Here is a 19,785-nt window from a genome sequence, read left to right as displayed (position 1 = left end):
GCACCTTTACTTGTTGGTTTATTGATTCAATTGTTTATTAGTGGATTGTTCATAGATGATAGTTCATAGACTTGAAGCCTTAACTACTAAAATCTACATGCCCCTCTTCGCGGGTACCATCAACCATAACCTGACACAATACCATCCACCGCCAACCGCAGCTACCATCAACTCCCAATACCTCCCGATAGCTATCGGGAAACCAAGATCCCACCCACCCGCCATCCCCGCAGCTACTATGAACTATGATCCATCAACTATCAACCTCCGCAACTACCATCAACTTTCCGCAAAATTCCCTACCTTACATCATAAACCAATTTATGAACAGAAGAGCATTTATATACAGCGGTGGGATGCTGGCGGCATTGTCGGCGTCGGCTGCAATGGCGGCACCCCTTAACGGACGGACGAAACCCGCGCGCGGCATACAGCTTTACATGGTTAAAGAGGATATGGAGCGCGACCCTGTTGGCACGCTGAAACTACTGGGCGCAATGGGCTACACCCAGATAGAAAGTTACGGCAGCGATAAGGGCATTTTTTGGGGCAAAACCAATACGGAGTTCAAAAAGATTGCGGCGGGATACGGCCTAAACCTGGTAAGCACCCACTACAACCCCTGCACCTTACCCGAGTTTGATAAGCTGGCAGCGGATGCCGCGGAGATAGGGATGAAGTACCTGGTATGCCCATGGCTCGGCCCGCAAAAAAGCATCGGCGCGTTTAAAACCTTCGCCGATGATTTTAACCAGCGGGGCGCCATCTGCAAAAAGCACGGGCTTCGGTTTGGTTACCACCCGCACGATTACCCCTACAAACCGGTAGACGGGCAGCTGCCTATTGACGTGCTGCTTGCCGGTACGGATAAGGACCTGGTAGATTTTGAGATGGATGTGTACTACACCGTAACCGAGGGCGCCGACCCTTACGCCTACATGCGCAACCATAAAGGCCGCTTTAAACTGGCACACCTGCGCGATGTGTTGAAGAAACGACTGCCGGCAGGGAGCAAAGAAGAATCGGCATGTGATATGGGCGAGGGGATCATCAACTTTAAAAAGTTTATTGCCACTGGGCAGGATACCGGTATGCGGTACTTTTTTGTAGAGCAAAGCCGCTTTCACCACGAAACACCCCTGCAAAGCGCCAGGAAGAACGCGGGATTTTTGAAGAGAATGAGTTGAAAGTTAGGATTAGAGTCAAGAATCAAGAGACAAGAATCAAGAGTGAAAATAAAGAAAGCCTGTACAGCTTTTAACTGTACAGGCTTTTTGTTGTCTTGATTCTTGGCTCTTGTTTCTTAACTCTCTACAACAGGTAGATCTTAAAGAAGCGTTTACCGTATTCGCCCCAACCTTCCATGGCTTTGGTGAGGGTGGTTTTAAGGGCGGCAGATGTGGTTACTTTGCCTTTTACTGGTGCACGCAGGGCGGCTTCGGCAACGGGCAGGTCGGTAACTTTGGTGGCAAACCAGGTAACGTTTTCGTGCGGCAGGGCAAGGCCCAGGATCATCCCGGGTAAACCGCTAAATGATTCCGGGCCGCCGGATAGCGGGATCTCGTCGCTATAAAAAGCCACCACATATATCGAATCCATCACAATGGCATTGGCACGGCGGCACATGTAACCTGCAATTTCGCGGGTTTCGTCGGTGATTTTCCAGTTGATCTTTCGCGCGGTATCTTTCACCAAAAAGCCTTCGTCGAAAACCTTTTTAGCGGTAACGCTTAGGTTGGTATTAAGATCTGTTTGGGTAGTGTTTATTTGTTGCGCAAGGGGCATATCGCTAAACCAGCTGTTTGATGCCGGGGCGTTATCTGCAACCGGCGAATACAGGGTTTTGTTACTGCCGAAGGTTAGCGTGCTTTTAAGCACTTTAAACTGCGGGTTGTTTTTCTTGTACTGCTCAAAAGCGGGGGCGTACCAGCTTTCGTTATCCTTATTAATTACGGCTTTAATTACACCGTACATGTTCACCCTTTTCTCAAACTCGATAGTGCCGGATGTGGTGAAATGCGCGTTTTGTGCAAATAAAGCGCTGCTGCTTATTAGGCAGGTTAGTAGTAGTAATAGGTGCTTTTTCATCGCTATATATTTCTTATTGTTGATGCTTAACTTATTTTTTTGCAGGTGTGCCGCCGCCCATGCCGCTAAAATCCCAGCTTACCGATAGCATATAATACCTGCGGATGGTAGTGTAACGGTTCTCGGTAATATAGGTGCTTGATGCGCTACGGGTAAAGCCCTGGTTTTGGTTCAGTAAATCGTTACCGCTTAGGGTCACTTTTAAACCTTCACCTTTCAGGAACGATTTGATCAAGCGGGCGTTGATAATGGTTTGGCGGAAATCGTTCGCGAAAGATTGTGTAGCCGCCGTGTATTGGTATTTTCCATCGCTGCTTACTTCTATCTTCCACGGCAGGTAAACCTGCATCCAGTAACTGGCACTAAAGCCACGGCCATTATTGTTGATATCCTTATTAATGGATGATTGCCCAACGGTATAATTAGGGCCGCCACTCAGATATAGCGAATATTTTTTTTCTTTGTTTTTAGACAGTCCTAACTCGCCGCCGTATGTATTTGACTTTGTTTTGTTGAGCACGTTATCCTGCAGGCTGTAATAGGTGTTACCATCGGTATTAAGCCTCGCGTTGATGTTAAGTCCTGCAAAACCGAGTTTACGGCTCATATCAACGTTCAAGTTAAAGTTGTATGGTTTTTCGCCGGGGAGGTTAACTGCCTGGGTGGTACTTTTACCCAATGTTTTATCGGTAACAACGTTGTTAATGATAGGGTTTGTAGTGAACCCGTAGTTGCCATTCAGCCATACTGATTGATCGCTCAGTACCTTGTACATATTGTAATAACCGTAAAAGTTATTGCTGAACGATGGCTTTAAGTTAGGATTACCAATGGTGATATTCAGCGGGTTGGTGTTTACCACAATAGGCTGTAACTGATCTATAGTTGGTTGTTGCTGGCTACCGTAATAGCCTAGGTTAAACCCACTGTAGGTAGAGATCTTGTACGAGTAATTTGCCTGCGGCGCCCAGTTGGTAAAGTTACGGCTTACCGCCATGTTGGTAACCTCGTTCTCCTGCTTGTAATCAACATTGGTAACGCGTGTGCCAAAGCGCAGGTTGCTTTTGCCTTTTTTGTAGTTAAAGTTAATGCCACCCTGGTTTGAGGTTTGGTTAAAAATGTAGTGGTTGCTTAGCGCGGTATTTAGCTGGTCGTACCCGGTGCCTCCAGGGGCTTTATCAAACGATTTCCGATCCGCATCGCTGTTATTTAAACCGAAGCCATAGTTAAACACAATAGCCAAAGCTTTGGTGAGGGGCTCGGTATAGGTTATATTAGTATTTAACCTTGATGTTTTGGTGTTATCTGTTTTACGCTGATCAATGATCTCCTGGGTGGTTGGTAAACCGGTAAGGCCAAAGTAATCTATCTCCGATTTCAGGAAGCCATCCGCTTTGTTTTCGGTGCGGCCCGCGGTTACGTTAAATGAAATGGTACGGCCCGGTTTCTTAAACTTTTTATTGTAGAAGATAGTGGCATTGTACAATTGCTGGTTTACGCTGTTATTGATGCTTTTGCTGTTGGTATTCAGGAGGGTTTCATCTGCGCGCCTGCTGGTAGAAGTATCCCTGGTGTGCGTATCGCTGTTTTTTAGCGTTGCATCCATTGAGATCTTTAGGTTTGATGTAGTATCAAGCTTTACAGAGTATGTAGCATCCAGCTTTTGCCTGAAAATGCTGTTGTTGAAGGTATTGTCGGATACGCTTTTGATCACCCGGTTTGCTGTTGGGTCGGCAGGGTTTTCGGGTAAGTTTTGCTGCGTTCTGTCATTACGGGTACCGTCAACCTCTAACGAGCCTGCTTTGTAATTGGTGTTTAACGCATATTTATCGTTCTTCCATTTATCATCATAGTGCACACCACCCGTATAGGCCTTAGGGATCCCCTGGTTATTATAACGACCATCAAACGAATCCAGTTCGTCACGGTTACCGCTGCTAAAGTACATACCGCCGTCATCACTAAACTGCATGCCATCACTGGTGCCCAGTTTATTGTTATCCTGCCAACTTAGGCCTACCTTACCGGTGTTTGCACCAACGCCGTAAACACTAAATTTCTTTTTACCCTTAAATTTATTGTAAAGGCCTTGTACCTGGTAGTAGCCATCGGTACCAATACCGGCATCTACCTTGCCAAAGTAGCCGTTCTTTTTATCTTCTTTTAGTTTTATGTTGATGGTTTTGGTTTTTTGCCCGTCATCAATACCGGTAAAGGTAGCCTGGTCGCTTTTTTTATCATAAAGCTGCACCTTATCTACCATATCGCCACGGATGTTTTTGGTTACGAGGGTAGGGTCGTCGCCAAAAAATTCTTCGCCATCTACCAGTACCTTTTGTACGGTTTGGCCCTGGGCGGTTATTTTGCCATCCTTATCTACCTGTATACCGGGGAGTTGTTTCAGCAGGTCCTCAACCTTAGAGTTTGGTTGGATGGTGTAAGCCTTGGCGTTAAACTCGGTTGTATCGCCTTTTATCTTTATGGCGGCAACCGTGCCCTTAATAATAACTTCGTTCAATAACCTCGATTTAAGGTTCATGGCGATGCTGCCAACGTTAAACGTGGTTTTTGCAGAATCTAACGTGAAGTGTTCTACATAATCGGCATAGCCGGGGTAGGTCACCAACAGGATGAATTTGCCTTTGTTAAGGTTATTTAAACTAAAAGAGCCGTTTGCCGACGCCCTTGTAAACTTACGAAGGGTGGAGTCTTTAGCATTTAATACGCTGATAGATGTATTAACCAGTTTTACATGGGCAACGCTATCAACAGATACGCCTTTTACGGAATAGTTGGTTTGCGCAAGCGCAGATAGAGAGCACATGAAGCAGATTACAAGTGCTGTAATTGTGAATTTCATACTTAGGTTTGTAAGCTACTAAGATATAACTAAAATCTTAGTAGAAGATGTTAAATCTTTGTTAAAAAGTGTTAAATCTGCTTTTAGATTACACAGTCACACTTTTGTTACGGAGCCTTGATTACTTTAGCACTAAAAATCACTTTCCCTTTTTGGGTGATAACACTGGTATAAACGCCCGGCATTACGTTTATAGGCACGGTGTTTTGCAGACCGTTAAAAGTTTTGGTTAAGCTTAACCGCCCTATCGAATTATAGAGTTTTAACTCATAATCGTTTGCTTCTCCGCTTAAAATAGTAAGCTGTGTGTTAACAGGATTGGGGTATAGCGTAAACTGGTTACTTTGCAAAAGTATGGCGCTTGCAAGCTCAGAGGTTACATTGAAACCATCGGCGGTGCTAAGCTTTGCCCTGTAATAATTAATGCCCTTTTTTGGCGATGCGTCAGTAAATTTATATGCTAACAAGCCGTTAGTAACAGTGCTTGTGCCGAAGGCCGTGTATTGATCTGTGCCGGTCAATTTCTCCCAGGTGATGGTTTTTAAATGGAGTGTACTACCTACCTGTAGGCTAAGCTCAATAGTTTTATTGTCTTTCACTTCGGCCAGTAGGGTACGGATATAGCAGCCTACGCCTTGGTTGGTAGCATCAATGGTTAGGCTTTTTACACCTTCAAAACCAATGCCTTGTGCGCTAACGGCAAAGTATGTTGATGATTGTGCATCTGCCGGGATAACAATGGAAGTATCTGTAGCTATAGTTAGCTTTTGGAGCAAATTGCCTTTTATGGTGTAAACCACATAGCCTGTAGCACCAGGTTGCGGGTTCCAGTGCAGTTGCGTGCCTGTGGTACAGTTATAGCCCACCTGCATGGTTAATGGTTTAGAGATGGTAAACTCCCTGCTAATGTGATCCTGATTGTTGATGCGCATCCTTAGCATTGCCTGTGTAAACTTATCGGGAGTTTTCCATCGGTAGCTGTTGCCGCTTAATGATACCCCGTTTGCCAGCACCTGCCAGGTTACGCCATGATCGTAGCTCACACTTAAACTGCCGGTAACATTGCCAAAGGTGCTTTGCCAGCGCAGGTAGTTATCTTCATCGCCCAAAAACTCATTTTTACCCGATGGTGTTGTCCATTCAAACTGGTTGTTAAGCTTGCTTTGATACGCCACATAAAAAGCTTGCGGGCCTTGGGTTACCCTGCTGCCGTTAATGGTGATGGTGTAAACGCCTGCCGGCGGATCTTGCAAGGTTACCTGCTCGGTATTATTCAGCGTGTCGCGTTGCCTTTTGGCAGGGGCTAACAGCGAGTCGGCAAGTGGGAAGGTGCTTAGCGACCATGGCAATAACTTTGTGCCTGTAGGTGTGGTAACTGTTAGATCGAGGTCGTTTATTAAGGCATAAGGCGCATTCAGCTTCGCGGGTGCATCGTTCCAAACTAAAGAAACTTTTAGCAGGTTACAGTTTGCCGGGACGGTTATTTGGTAACTTGTTTGGCCCTTATCAACTACGTTGCCGGTTTTAAACCTGCCGTCGGTTATGGTTCTGATGGCTTCCAACCCATTCAGTTTGCCATAACCTGTTTTAAAATCAACAGCAGGTATGCCAATATCATCGGCACTGTTTATCAAAACAGCTTTTATTAGTGCTGATGAGGGGAGTGACGTAAACTGTTTTTTATAAGCCTGCTGCAACAAAGCCACCGCGCCCGATGTAAGGGCTGCCGCACCCGATGTGCCGTCTTCACCATCGGCAACCAACTCTGGTTTAACGCGGCCATCATAAGCCGGGCCAGCCGAACTTAATGTCTCCGGTACATCTGTGCGGCCTGTGCCGCCAACCACCAATACATTTTTAGCCTGCTTAAATGTACCGGACAGGTTAGCCATATTAGCTACTCCATTATACAATCCTGTAGAAGATGTAGTTGTACCTATGTTCCCCGATGAGAACACGTGGACGATATCATCATTCTCATATACCTGTTTATCGTAAGCCCCGGCCTCGATACCGTAATAGTTTTCGATACCCGTCCCGTAAGAGTGGTTTTGCAGGCTGATGTTAAAAGTTTTAAATGCGGTGATGGTATCGGGCAAAAGCCTCGCAAAATCCGACGAGGTAAATTTTACCGCCGGGGCCGCGCCTTGGCCTTTTATGAACGAATTGCCGTTACCACCTATCAGCGTAGCCATAATGGTAGCGTGGCCGGAGTTGTTTTCGGCAGGGGTAACGGAGGTAAACGAACGGCCAAGCAAGTCAAGATCGTCTGCATCATAGCGTTCTTCTTTTACGCTTACGTTGATGCCGTTGCCGTTTATGTCTGCAAAATTGTCTGTTATTGCCGCCAGGTTATTTGCGCCGAGGTCAAGGTCGTCTATAACCAGTTCGGGATGAGGTTGCCTGTCCAGCCCTGCAAAAATTATGTCGGGTTGCTGTAGCAGGGCGGGCAGTTCTTTCAACTGTATTTTTATGTTGACCACATTGCCATTTTTAGAAACAATTGTGCCGTATTTTCTTATTTGAAGGAGGGTGCTGATGCTTTGGTTTTTAAGCACCAGGTTAACAACCTTGGTTGCATTTGGGTGGCTGCTGTTTAACAGCGCCAGGTTGTCGTCGGCTTTCCATAAAGCGTTGGCGGGTATGGCGCTGACAATGTTTTCTGTAGTGGAGATCGCACCGCGCGATGATGCTATGTAATAATTGTAAGATACCCTTTTTACAAGGTTTGTATTTTTAAGTTGGGAGGGATGGTTTACCTTAATAAGGTAGTATTGTAAGCTATCGGCTTTAAAAACCCCCGCCACAGGCGAAGCATACATTTGGGTTACCGATAAGTCGCTTAATTTTTTTTGGGCGTATGATATGTTAAAGCAGGCAATAAAAAGAAAAAGGCAAATGGTCTTTCTTATCATATCTATACAAAACAAGGGGGAGCCGGTAAAACTCCCCCTTAAAGTAAAACTATTTAGTTGATCTCGAAAGCTTAGTACAAATAGTTAAGTGCTATTTTATCATTAGCGTTAAAGGTGCGGTCGCCGCCATTAGAGCAGGCCAGCATCCATGAAGCAGCATCAGCAGTAGATGGTGTGCCCGGGATAAGGATAGCACCTATGTTTGATGCACCTTCGTTTACGGCAGTACCACCACAGCTGTAAGCGCGGTTAAAGTAATCGGTATGGCGGAAACCAATGCAATGGCCCATCTCGTGCTGTAAAACAGATGTTAAATAGTTAACATCCGGGTTACTGCCATAAGCCTGCGCGTTAGTGTTCATTTGGATCTGGCTGTATGGATTTCCTTTTCTGGTAGGGAAGCCCGATGAGCCTAAAGTAATGTAACCACCGCTTGGACCCTCATTAAACCCAATGATCTGGATTTGCCCGCCGCTGCTTACAAACTGGAATTTTAGGCTTAAATTAAGCGCATTGTAACGTGTAATTGCGTTTTGCGTGGCCGTGGCATACACAGTAGGCAAATTAGATATTGATACCGTAACCGTGCGCGGCAGGTTTTTTACCAGGTTGGTGGTTCGGTACTGCTCAGTTTCAGCAATTCGAACATTTGGGCTGGTACTTGCCTCGGTCAGGTTTTCTTCAGTTAGTAATATGTCGCCTTCTACCAGGTAACCATCATTCACTTTACGCACCTGGTCTGTACTAAAGCCAAGGTCGTTGATGTTTTTTAATACGGCTGCAGACACCTCGGTTTTTGACACCGCGGATACGTCGTTAGTGGTTTTGTTGTCTTTTGTACAGGCAAATAAAACGGTTGCGCCAAACGCAGCGATAACGCCGGTTTTAAATAATAATCTTGTTTTCATGTGTTTGAAAGTTGTTTAGTGTTTCGATAAGTTAATTATAGATGTAGTGTAGCCGGCCAGCTATGTATTGTATACGAAAGCAATATAACAAAGTTTCATCTGAGTTAACAAATAATTAATTTATTTCTCGAAAAATAAACAGTGGGGTTGTTAGAAAAGCGTAAGGCAAAAAAAAAGCAACACGTCGTCACAATTAATTCAGAAATAAAACGAATTAATTGATATGAAATAATGTATTGACTGATAAATGCTGCCTTAAAACTTAAAAGGGCTTTTGAAAGATGCGAAAGACGGTAGGGTTTGGTCTTTCGCAGATAGTATGGCATCCATTTCACTTACGCCCCAGCCAATAGCTAATTCAGGGTCGTTCCATGCCGCCGCGATCTCCGAGTCTTTATGAAAAAGGCCACCGCTAACTTTGTAAACAAAAATAGTATTGTCCTCCAGGGTAGCGAAACCATGCAGGCAGCCGGGTGGTACCCAAAGCTGTAATTTATTATTGGCACTAAGTTCTACCGCAACATGCCTGCCATAAGTAGGCGAGCCTTCGCGTATATCAACCGCTACATCTAACACCGCACCCTGCACTACCCTAACCAGTTTGCCCTGGGCATGAGGAGGGGCCTGCGCGTGCAAACCACGTACTGTATTTTTTTGAGAAAATGATTGGTTATCCTGCACAAAATCGGCATCGATGCCGGCCTCTGCAAAAGAGCGCTTGCTATAGCTTTCATAAAAATAGCCGCGTTCATCGCTTATTACTTTTGGCTCAAATATTAGTACGCCGGGTATAATGGTTTTGGTAAAGCCCATGGTTAGTCTACGGTTTTCATTAATGTATTGAATAATACAAACCGCTCGTTAAATTGTTGTTGGTGCAGGTCCTGGTGTTTAAACAGGTGCTTGGTATAATATTCCTGAAACTGTTCAATGGTATCGGCATTAAATTGTACGCAATAAGTAATACCGTCATTTGGCGAATCTACAATGGTAAGCAAACGGTACGAGCTGAAGTAACCGGTAGCCATCACCAGCGGGATGTGTACATTCTTCATCCAGTCCAGCCATTCCTGCTCAACGGTATCATCTAAAATTACGGTGTCATTATATACGATCATGGGGCAAAAGTAGTAATGATTTTTGGATTGTGCAGGTGATTATTATATCACGTTAATGAATATTCATTGCCGTTGGCTTCAGCCAACGGGAGTAATGGTGGATGCTTGGCTTTAGTCCAATTGCGACCATTTTGGCTAAAGCCGGATTTGCATTTCTTAAATCCGTCCCATAAATGGGACGGCCAAGAACTTTTGAGCCCTGCTGAACAAATATTAACTAAGGCCTATTACTTTCTCTATCTAACTCGCGTCATTCTTATCGCCCCGCAAAACCCTGAATCTTTTTCGCGCATCGTTTATCCAAAGGCTGGCGGGGTAATTCGTAATTATTTTTTGGTAGTAGCTTTTGGCGATGTTGGCATCATTTAGCTTGGTTTCGTAGATGTCGCCAAGCATGTAAACGGCGTCATCTGCCCAAAGGTCATCTGTATGTTTTTCGGAAATGGTTTTTAGTATTACCACTGCGTTGGCAAACTCCTTTTGCTGGATCAGGATGCGGGCTTTTGCCATCAATATATCAGCTTCTAAAGCATTACCCGGATATTTTTTGTCGATGCTATCCAACGTGATCATAGCCTTCGCGGGCTGTTCGGCAAAGATCTGCAGATCGGCACGGGCGTAGATCTTCAGGGCGTTGCCACTGCTATCGGCATGCAGATTATCCGAGATCAATAACGACAAGTTAAGCGCATCGTTGGCTATCAATTGCGTGGTGGCGGCCTTCAAAATATCAAGCTGGCGGCGCGCCCAGTTAAAATCGCCGGTATAGTAGGCCATTTTGGCGTTACGTAAAAGCGCTTCCTGGGCAATGTTACTGTTAGGGTTATCTTTTTCCACCTGGCTGTATAATAGGGTAGCGTCCCATGGTTGGTTGTTAAGCAGGTAAACATCGCCAAGGTCAAGCTTGCAAGCAGCAATGAGGGCGGGCCTTACACCCTGGATGGCAATAGCGCTTTCCAAAAGTAATTGCGCGTCTTTTAGTTTGTGCAGTTTAAAAGCCTGCAGGTTAGCAAGCCTTTCCATCGCGAAAACGGTGCCGCGGCCACGGCCAACTTCATCAAGCAGGCTTAGGTAATCCTTTTCAAGCCCAAGCAAATCTGCCTGTACATATTTGCCCGATGTTACTTTAAGGTTTTTGGTGTTGATGAGCTCTACCTTGGCCGAAATGTAGTTGGGGCTATCCTTATCGCCTTTGCCAATAATATACTCGTACCCGCGGATGGCGGCATCATAAGCTTCGTTAGTAACCAGTGTGCGGCATAGTTCAAAAATGGCGCTGCCATCATCATTTTGCCTGCGGCTTAAAGCAAGCGACTGGTTAAGCGCCATGTCATACTCTTTTTGCTGCAGGTATTGCCAGGTAAGCAGGTTAGGGTATATGATCTGCTGCGGGTCTTTCTGGATGCGTTTCAGCAGCGCAACTTTCAGCATCTCGTAATCTTCGGGGCCTTCGTAAACGCTGGCCAGCGTACTTTCGGCCTGGCTGATGAATACCGGGTTGGTTGGCAAAAAGTTAAGATATTCTTCGGTCAGGTCCTCCTTATCGCGCTTGTATCGGTAAAGCGTTATCAACTCAAATGCAAAGGCCGATTCGTTATGAATAAGTTTGCGGCCCTGCAAAAATATCTTGATGGCATAATCGGCATTAGCGCTCTGGTAAAACTGTGATGCAATGCCGGCAATCGCATTTTGGTCGGCAGGCAGGTTTTTGATCAAATCGTTATACAACGCATCTGCTTTAGCAGTATTTCCCTGTTGGGTATAAACAGAACCCAGCGCAATGGTGTACTCGTTATTGCCCGGATATTTACGCAGCATTTTTTTGGCGATGGTTTCGGCATCATCGTACTTTTTAAAGTTTAAAAGCACATTAAAGTACTGTTGAAAGTAGGTTTCGCCATCCTGTTTAAACAGCTTTTGATAGATCTCGAGCGCTTTTTGCTGCTCGCCGTTTGCGGCGTACTGGCGGGCCAGCTGCAAGTCGTTATTTTGGGCAAAAAGCTTTGTGCTGCAAATAAATAGTGCCAGCAATAATACACTTAGTTGCCTGATAGTTTTTTTATAGTTTAGTGCAGCCGGCATATATTATATGTAACGTAAAAAGCGGGTAAAATTGTAGTGACATTTGTACAAAGGTTAACTAAAATAACTAATTTGACCACTCTTTACAATTAGGATAAACCAAATGCTGGGTCGTTTAAGATCATTTTTATTTGTTACCATAATACTATTTGCCTGCGCATGTAAACAAAACAACGTAAGGCAGATACCTGTTAATGATTTTTTTAAGACACCCGAAAAAAGCTTTTTCAAGATCTCGCCCGATGGCAAGTACATTTCTTATTTAAAGCCTTATAAAGATAAACAAAATATATACATCAGATCGTTAGAGAGCGGGGCCGAGCAAATGGCAACCACTTTTACCGATTACTCGGTGCGCGATTACACCTGGACGTATAATAATCAGATTGTTTTTACGCAGGATATTATCGCGGTAGATGAGTTTAAGATCTACACGCTTGATGTTGCTACCCTAAAAATTAAAAGCCTGGTAAATTTGGATAAGGCACGCATCCGCATCCTTAACCGCAACCGCCAGCAGCCCGATGTTATTACCGTGGCCATGAACAAACGCGACCCGGTTAACTTTGATGTGTACCGCCTTAACGTAAAAACCGGCGAACTAAAACCATACTTGCTCAACCCTGGCAACATCACCAAATGGTACCCGGACCCGAACGGTAATATCCGCCTGGTAAAGGTTTCTGACGGGGTAAACGAGAGTATCCTTTACCGTGCAAATGACAACGTCCCGTTTAAATCTATCATCAAAAGTAACTTTAATGATAAGGTAGAACCCATTGCCTTTGCCGGCGATAGCGATAATTTCTACGCGCTATCAAACGTTAATCGCGATAAAACCGCACTGATAGAGATAAACGCTAACACAGGTAAAGAAAATAAGGTAATATATGCCAGCGATAAAGCAGATATTTTAGATGTAGGCTACTCTAAGATAAAACGCCGGATAGAGCTGGTATCATGGGAAGAGGCTAAAACGCAGAAGCATTTCCTGGATAAGGATATCGAAAAGCTTTACAGCAACCTATCTAACAAAATAAAAGGCAACCAAATAGATATTGTTGACCGCGACAGCGCCGAAAATAAATTTATTATTTCGGCCTCTAATGATAAAAATCCCGGTTCGTACTTTTTATACGAACGCAAAGCAAATAAGCTAACCAAACTGGCAGATATAAACCCGGAGATAAACGCGGCGGAGTTATCTGATATGGAGCCCATCTCATTTAAGGCTAGTGATGGTATGTTGATAAATGGCTATTTAACCATTCCTAAGGGAAAAGACAGAAAGAACCTGCCTGTAGTAGTGATGCCGCACGATGGTATCTGGGGCCGTAATTCATGGGATTACAACGCCGAGGTGCAGTTTTTGGCTAACCGTGGTTATGCAGTTTTCCAGGTAAACTTTAGGGGGTCGGCAGGTTATGGTAAAGCATTCAGGACAGCCGGCTTTAAACAGGTTGGCGGTAAAATTCAACAGGATATTACCGATGGCGTAAAATGGCTTATTGCAAACAAAATAGCCAATCCTAAAAAGATAGCCATATTTGGTGGCAGCTTTGGCGGGTTTTCGGCACTTTATGGTGTATCGTTCCACCCCGAATTATATAACTGCGCTATCGTGAAGTACGGGCTGATCAATTTTTTCACTTACTTAAAGGATGCGCCGCCATTTTTTAAGCCTTTCTTAAAAATGACCTACGAAATGGTGGGTAACCCCGAAACGGACGCCGATCAATTAAGAGCTATATCTCCGGTTTTCCATACCGATAAAATTAAAAGTCCGTTACTGATATTCCAGGGTGCCAAGGACCCGAGGGCTAACATCAGCGAGCTAAACCAGTTTGTGCGCGAACTTAAAAAACGTAATGTACCGGTAACCTATCGCCTAAAAGAAAACGAGCGTGCTTATTTTAAAAGCGAGCATAACCGTATGGAGATGTACGCCGAGATCGAAACTTTCCTGAACGCCAATATGCAGGTTAAACCTTAACCTGTTATGCAAGGGCAGAAAAATCTATATCGCAAAAATTTTTCGCTGATAACCGCTTTCCTGGTGTTGATAACAGTGAGCCTTGTTATAGCGGTTATCATCTCATACAACCTTACTGCCAAGTATGTAGAGAATGAATTTGCATCCAAAAAAATAGAGGTGCTCGATCAAACGGTTAAGCCCTACAACGATTTCTTCCAGATCAAGATCCCGGAGATAACCTCTTACCAGGGCTTTATGGATTCGGCCATCGCGGCAAGCTACTCGGCTACTGTTTTTAAAAGCTACCCGTTTGTGCGCCGTGTTTTGTTTTATGATATGCAAATAGGTAACCCGGCATCCAAAACAAAATTTAGCAACAACGCCGGGATCTCTGTAAAGGCGATTTATCAATACAAACCTAAATGGGGCAGTGTAAGGGGCGTTAAAGACATGGCCTGGTCCAATACCGACGATTTTAGGCAGATGGCTTTAAAGCTGAGCGATTTTATCAGCGTGGCAGATACATCAAGATTGCCAACACAAGACGAGATCTTCCGGACGTTTTACAATGTAACGCCCGATAAGATCAGCTACCTGAATATTCCCCGCCGCGAAGATATCCGTATTTATAAATCGTTGCTCAAGAACCAGAATGTTAAGGCTTTTTACAAGCAAAATATGATGACCTTTTTGCTGGATGCGCACCAGTTAAAAGTAAAAAATACACACCCTGAACTTTACCAGCAGGTAACCATACAACCCGTAGTATATGACCCGCTTGATGTGGAGGGAGGCCGTAAAGTAACCGAGGCCGCGCTTACCGGTGCCTTTTCTAACTTTAAGCTCTACTTTATCTCCACCCAGGAACATTTAAGCCATGAGATAGACCGCCGCTTTTTACCAATCGGCGCCATCGTATTACTTATATATTTCTTTTTGGTGTTGATTGGTTGGCTGATATATCGCAACCTGAACATCAACTTAAAGGTGTTTAAACTGCAGTACGACTTCATTAATAACTTTACCCACGAGTTTAAAACCCCGGTAAGTGTTATAAAAATAGCAGGATCTAACCTGAAGGGTGATGCCGAATTGAGCGATCGTCAGCGCCGCCATTACGGTAAAATATTGGATGAAGAAGCCGAAAAGCTCAACGAATTAATGAACAAACTGCTTTCGTTTACCCAGTTAGAGAACCGCTCTATAACCGTAAACCGCGAGGAAATATATGTTAAGGAGTTTGTGAACGGTTATATAGATACCTTTAAAATAAAATACCCCGATTTTAAACTGGAGTTTAATATAAACGGCGTCACAAAGTTCCACAGCGATCCGATACTGCTGGGCAGCATTTTCCAGAATTTGATGGAAAATGCATACAAATATTCGCACCCGGGCAAAAAAGAATTAGTTATAAATATTAAGCCCGAAAAACGCAATATTGTATTTTTATTTGCAGATAAGGGCATAGGCATGGCCCATTATGAGCAAGGCGATGTATTTAAAAAGTTTTACCGCATAGAAAACCAGTACAACCAAAATGGAAGCGTTGGATTGGGGCTTGCTTTTTGTAAAGAACTGGTTAACTTTATGAACGGAGAAATTGACGTTACAAGTAAACTTAATGTAGGTTCAACTTTTATAGTAACGTTACCGTTAGATAATTAGACAATCATTATAACAATGAATAAAGAAATTAAAATAGCATTGGTAGAAGACGATGAGAACCTTAAGTTTTTAGTATCTGAACGCCTGCAAAGCGAAGGATATAAGGTTTTAGAAAGCGGCAATGGCGAAGAAGCCGAAGCGATGATACTTGCCGAGCAACCGGATATTGTACTTTTAGATTGGATGCTTCCCGGAAAACAGGGTAGTGAGGTATGCGCCAGTCTGCGCGAAAAGGGTTTCGACAGGCTGATTATCATGATGACAGCCAAGGCCCAGGATATTGACAAAATTGGCGCCTATAACTTTGGTGTAAGCGATTACATTACCAAGCCATTTAATATGGATGTATTGGTGGCGATGATTGATAGTAAGATCAAATTCTCGCTTAACAACGAGAAGGCAGAATCGCACAAGTTTGGTAATATGGAACACCTGCCAAATACCCACTTGCTGATACGCGACGGCCGTAAAACAGAGCTTACCATTTTAGAGAACCGCATATTGCTATACTTCCTTAAAAATAAGAACAAGGTGATAAACCGCGAGGAACTGATGATGGAAGTTTGGGGTTACAATGCCGATGTAAATACCCGCACGCTGGATATGCATATTGTACGCCTCCGCAAAAAGATAGAGAACAACCCCGATTCGCCAACCTACCTGCAAACGGTGAGGGGTATTGGGTATAAGTTTGTTTATTAGGTGATTGATTTTTTGAAGTCTGCCAGGCTAATGACGGATGTGGATCCATATTCGCTAACCTGTAGCAATAATTTATCACCGGTTACGAAATATTTTGCATTTGATATTTTACTTAGCGCAAAAAGATAGTTGTCTTTTTTGTCAGATACCACGGGTTCAATATTCAGAACTTCAAAGTAAGTTGTCGTCAATTTATAAATTTCAAACAAATGTTATATCCTGTTGGTTGAAATATTTTTTAAACTTCGACCTTGATAATACATCGGATATTTCATTGAACAGACCTTCGCATGTAGCTATTTGAATGTTGTTTTTATAAAGCTTATATAAAAAAGCTGTTTGCCTACTTATAGCAAGTGAAAGCCAAATATTGCAATCTAAAACTACAATCATTAAGATCTGGCCGACCTTACCGCTCTAACTTCCGCCACAATTTCATCCATTGTTGGTATTACATCAGGTTTGGGCCTGCTGTCAAATTCTTTAGTTAATTTTAATAGATTAGGTTCAATTATTACTCCTAACTCTTTAAGCAACGATTTTATCAGCTTTGATTTTTTTTCAGGAATTTGTAAAGTTAATCTTTCCATATCCAAATATAACAAAAAGTAAAATCTTAATAAACACAATTAAATCACCTTTTTATAACCCCTCGCCACCACAAAATCGCCGAAAAAGGTTTTCTCTTCTATAATCTTATAGCCATTTAGATTAAACTGCTTTGCCACATCCGGTAGATGCCGGGACTCAACATCACATACTATTTTAAAAAACAACAACATGCTTTTTAGCATAGCATATTGCCACCACCTGCCCGTTAATTGAAAATCAGTATTAAGCCAAAGGCCGCCGGGTTTAAGTGTTTGATGGACGTGATTAAATATTACGGGTAGGTTGTCATCTGTAAAATTATCAAAAAGAAAGGGGGTTATCACCACATCGTATTCTTGTGATAGCCCTGCTTCTTCTACAGGTTGGTTAATAAATATTACTTTATTCCTGCCGATGTTTCTGTTTCGGGATAGTGCCATCATATTGGCCGAGATTTCTACATAGGTGATGTTTAAGCCCGAAGAATGTATCTTAGCAACCTCTTCCAGGATCCACCCGGTGCCGCCACCAACTATCAGGATGTTTGAATTTGGATGGATTTTTGGTAAAAGATAAACTTGGGCATTTACCAACGCCTTGCCAAAAACCAGCCGCGAAAGGCGGTCGTAAAAACTTGCCGAGTTATCGTAGTTAGCCGGCATAGCTGCCGTATATCAAACCAAACCCTACCATGATCACATATTGCAAGATCAATACACCATCCAGGTAAAAGAAATAGTAATACTCATCTTTTTCCCTTTTCGATTTAAATATCAGCCAGCCCATCAATACGGCAGTGACCGTTAAAGACCAAAAATCCACACTAAAACCATTGTTCCTGAACAGGAAAAGCAACACGATATAGCCGGCAAGCAATACCTGGCAAAAAAGATAGGCGTTCTTTTCGCCCCAGGCAACGGGGATGGTTTTAAGTCCGGCCTGGCGGTCGCTGAACAGGTCGCGGATATCAAAGGGGATTGCCAGGGCAAATATCAGCAGGAAACGTTTGGCTACAAGGATGGTAATGTCCCTTATAGAAACCTCGGCCATGTGCAGGTCTTGCGCTTCTAATACGGGTAGCAACACACAACTCATGGTCCATACCAGGGTTATTAAAAATGTTTTTAGCCCGGGGATATTGCGTAATCCGAATTTTTGCTCGCCAATGCTAAAAAGTGGCAAGCTATAACAAAACGACAGTATCGCCGAGAAGATCAATAAGATCCGCGATTCCATCGACAATAAAAAAAATAAAGGAATTAGTGATAACAAGCTTACCATGGTAAACGTTACCATCAACCTATAATGGGCAAAAAACCAGCGCACTCGCTTGTAGGGCGACCGTTCGGGATGCTTAGGCTTGCTTAATAAAATGCTGAAATTGTAGATACCGAGCGTGGAAGTGAACAGTAACGCCAATACGGCATAAACCGGTTTAGAATCGATCAGATGGAAAGTGACCAGAGCCTGCGCCACCGCGCAAAGCGACATGAAGATGTTACTGAACAGCAGAAAATCAAACGCGCTTTGGAAGGCTTTTTTCATCGGTTTTGCTAAAATACGGCAATGCAGGTGAAAAAGGAATAATTATTTATTGAAGTGGTGCTATGCTTTCAACGCTGGGTCTTCGCCGGCTTTTAGGGTGAACACGGTTATCTCGGGCAGCATACCTATCCTGCCGGGGTAGCCTAAAAAGCCGTAGCCAACGTTTACATAGATCTGCTGGTGTTTTTCGCGGTACAGGCCTGCCCATTCGCTGTAAACATATTCAATAGGGCTCCATTGAATATCCGGCGTGCGTACGCCAAACTGCATGCCATGTGTATGGCCGCTAAACATTACATCGATCTGCGGGTATTTTGGGATTACCTCGGCGCGCCAGTGCGATGGATCGTGAGATAATAAAAGTTTAATAGGCAAGTCGTCGGTCCCTTTTACGGCCTCTTCCATTTTGCCGTATTTAGGAAAGCGGCTCATTGCGCCCCAGTTGCCAATGCCCAAAATACCAAGTTCGGCACCGTCAATTTTTATTCGGCGATGCTCATCGGTCAGCAGGTCCCAACCCAAGGTTTTGTGTGCCTGATGCATATCGTGCAAGTTTTTGGCTTTATCGGCAGGGGTGGCCCATTTGCCATAATCGCCGTAATCGTGGTTGCCTAATATTGAATATACGCCCAAAGGTGCTTTTACTTTTTTAAACACGTCCATAACCCGGTTCACTTCTGATGATTGGCCGTTAACCAAGTCGCCGGTAAAAAATATCACATCGGTTTTTTGGTTGAGCAACATTTGCACGCCACCCTGCATATTGTGCACGCTATGGAAACTGCCCGAGTGGATATCAGAGATCTGCCCTATGCGCATCCCATCAAAGGCTTTTGGCAGGTTAGGCAGGTAAAGGTCTACGTTGAGTACATGGTAATCATATAAGCCCTTGCTCATGTTGTGCTTGATGAGATAAAGCGGCACAGCGCCCGCCAGGATCCCGGCTTTCATCAAAAACTCCGACCGTGGGATGGCCTTAAATCCGTTATCCTTTTCAGGACCGGCCGGGGTTTTGTTTTTGCGGATGAGGTAAATGATAAACCTGCGCAGGTCATCAACGGCGATGAACAGCACATAAAATATCTTGAATAGGAATGTAATAAAAAACAGGAACAAGAACGCCCCGCGTACCCCAACCGGCATTTTGCTGTAAATACTTAACAGCAAAATAGTGATCAGGAACAAAGAGCCAAACCAGTAGAAGCCTAAAAACGACCTTTTACGGGTAAACTGCTTTTTAATAAAGGCAGTTTGGATTCCCCGTAAAATGTAGTAGTCTATGATAATAAGTACAAGCGGTACAAGTATAAAATATAGGGCGTTTCCCTGCATC

The 19,785-nt window shown here is 43.9% G+C and carries 17 protein-coding genes; 5 read left to right on the top strand and 12 right to left on the bottom strand.

Going from position 1 to position 19,785, the window contains the following annotated elements; all coding sequences use genetic code 11:
- The first annotated feature begins 55 nt into the window (after positions 1-55).
- Positions 56-403, top strand: a complete 348-nt coding sequence (locus ACVW0P_RS00530) for a hypothetical protein (protein WP_457130342.1) — start codon at positions 56-58, stop codon at positions 401-403.
- Positions 324-1,187 (top strand): sugar phosphate isomerase/epimerase family protein, encoded by an 864-nt coding sequence (locus tag ACVW0P_RS00525; RefSeq protein WP_457130341.1) that lies wholly within the window; start codon positions 324-326, stop codon positions 1,185-1,187. The genes ACVW0P_RS00530 and ACVW0P_RS00525 overlap by 80 nt, the downstream gene beginning before the upstream one ends.
- A 124-nt stretch (positions 1,188-1,311) precedes the next feature.
- Here the strand turns inward: ACVW0P_RS00525 and ACVW0P_RS00520 are convergent, their stop codons facing one another.
- From ACVW0P_RS00520 to ACVW0P_RS00490, 7 genes are all read right to left on the bottom strand, one after another.
- On the bottom strand, positions 1,312-2,088 hold the full coding sequence (locus ACVW0P_RS00520) for a GLPGLI family protein (protein WP_457130340.1): 777 nt from the start codon (positions 2,086-2,088) through the stop codon (positions 1,312-1,314).
- A 31-nt stretch (positions 2,089-2,119) separates the two neighbouring features.
- Positions 2,120-4,948 (bottom strand): outer membrane beta-barrel protein, encoded by a 2,829-nt coding sequence (locus ACVW0P_RS00515; protein ID WP_457130339.1) that lies wholly within the window; start codon positions 4,946-4,948, stop codon positions 2,120-2,122.
- A 107-nt stretch (positions 4,949-5,055) separates the two neighbouring features.
- Positions 5,056-7,863 (bottom strand): S8 family peptidase, encoded by a 2,808-nt coding sequence (locus ACVW0P_RS00510; RefSeq protein WP_457130338.1) that lies wholly within the window; start codon positions 7,861-7,863, stop codon positions 5,056-5,058.
- 71 nt (positions 7,864-7,934) lie between these two features.
- Entirely contained in the window at positions 7,935-8,771 is an 837-nt protein-coding gene (locus ACVW0P_RS00505; RefSeq protein WP_354428330.1) for a M57 family metalloprotease, read from the bottom strand.
- A gap of 255 nt (positions 8,772-9,026) precedes the next feature.
- The gene (gene rfbC / locus ACVW0P_RS00500) at positions 9,027-9,584 is read right to left on the bottom strand and encodes a dTDP-4-dehydrorhamnose 3,5-epimerase (protein WP_457130337.1); all 558 of its coding nucleotides are present in this window, start codon (positions 9,582-9,584) and stop codon (positions 9,027-9,029) included.
- A gap of 2 nt (positions 9,585-9,586) precedes the next feature.
- The gene (locus tag ACVW0P_RS00495; protein ID WP_354428333.1) at positions 9,587-9,889 is read right to left on the bottom strand and encodes a DUF4286 family protein; all 303 of its coding nucleotides are present in this window, start codon (positions 9,887-9,889) and stop codon (positions 9,587-9,589) included.
- Positions 9,890-10,129: 240 nt separating this feature from the next.
- Positions 10,130-11,971, bottom strand: a complete 1,842-nt coding sequence (locus ACVW0P_RS00490; RefSeq protein ID WP_457130336.1) for a tetratricopeptide repeat protein — start codon at positions 11,969-11,971, stop codon at positions 10,130-10,132.
- A 103-nt stretch (positions 11,972-12,074) separates the two neighbouring features.
- Here ACVW0P_RS00490 and ACVW0P_RS00485 point away from each other — a divergent pair, with 103 nt between their 5' ends.
- Genes ACVW0P_RS00485 through ACVW0P_RS00475 form a run of 3 tightly spaced genes read left to right on the top strand, consistent with a single transcriptional unit; the run spans position 12,075 to position 16,316 of the window.
- Complete coding sequence (locus tag ACVW0P_RS00485) at positions 12,075-13,964, top strand: prolyl oligopeptidase family serine peptidase (protein WP_457130335.1); 1,890 nt, start codon at positions 12,075-12,077, stop codon at positions 13,962-13,964.
- Positions 13,965-13,970: 6 nt separating this feature from the next.
- A complete protein-coding gene (locus ACVW0P_RS00480; RefSeq protein WP_457130334.1) occupies positions 13,971-15,614 on the top strand; it encodes a sensor histidine kinase in 1,644 nt (547 codons plus the stop codon).
- Positions 15,615-15,629: 15 nt separating this feature from the next.
- A complete protein-coding gene (locus tag ACVW0P_RS00475) occupies positions 15,630-16,316 on the top strand; it encodes a response regulator transcription factor (protein WP_354428340.1) in 687 nt (228 codons plus the stop codon).
- Between the two features lie 201 nt (positions 16,317-16,517).
- On the opposite strand, the gene ACVW0P_RS00470 is transcribed toward ACVW0P_RS00475, so the two are convergent.
- From ACVW0P_RS00470 to ACVW0P_RS00450, 5 genes are read right to left on the bottom strand one after another with little or no spacing between them, the layout of a single operon-like run.
- Positions 16,518-16,709 carry a putative toxin-antitoxin system toxin component, PIN family gene (locus ACVW0P_RS00470; RefSeq protein WP_457130333.1) on the bottom strand — a complete coding sequence of 64 codons (192 nt, stop codon included), beginning with the start codon at positions 16,707-16,709 and terminating at the stop codon, positions 16,518-16,520.
- Positions 16,709-16,906 carry a hypothetical protein gene (locus tag ACVW0P_RS00465; RefSeq protein ID WP_457130332.1) on the bottom strand — a complete coding sequence of 66 codons (198 nt, stop codon included), beginning with the start codon at positions 16,904-16,906 and terminating at the stop codon, positions 16,709-16,711. Before ACVW0P_RS00465 ends, ACVW0P_RS00470 begins: the two co-directional genes overlap by 1 nt.
- Before the next feature lie 39 nt (positions 16,907-16,945).
- Positions 16,946-17,569, bottom strand: coding sequence for a class I SAM-dependent methyltransferase (locus ACVW0P_RS00460; RefSeq protein ID WP_457130331.1), 624 nt, complete (start codon positions 17,567-17,569; stop codon positions 16,946-16,948).
- Positions 17,559-18,452 (bottom strand): UbiA family prenyltransferase, encoded by an 894-nt coding sequence (locus tag ACVW0P_RS00455; protein WP_457130330.1) that lies wholly within the window; start codon positions 18,450-18,452, stop codon positions 17,559-17,561. The genes ACVW0P_RS00460 and ACVW0P_RS00455 overlap by 11 nt, the downstream gene beginning before the upstream one ends.
- Before the next feature lie 60 nt (positions 18,453-18,512).
- Positions 18,513-19,784 (bottom strand): metallophosphoesterase, encoded by a 1,272-nt coding sequence (locus tag ACVW0P_RS00450; protein WP_457130329.1) that lies wholly within the window; start codon positions 19,782-19,784, stop codon positions 18,513-18,515.
- Between the last annotated feature and the right edge of the window lies 1 nt (position 19,785).

The organism is Mucilaginibacter sp. UYNi724 (genome assembly GCF_054057495.1).
The sequence above is the reverse complement of the archived record's forward strand: the minus strand, read 5'-3'. Positions and strand labels throughout refer to the sequence as shown.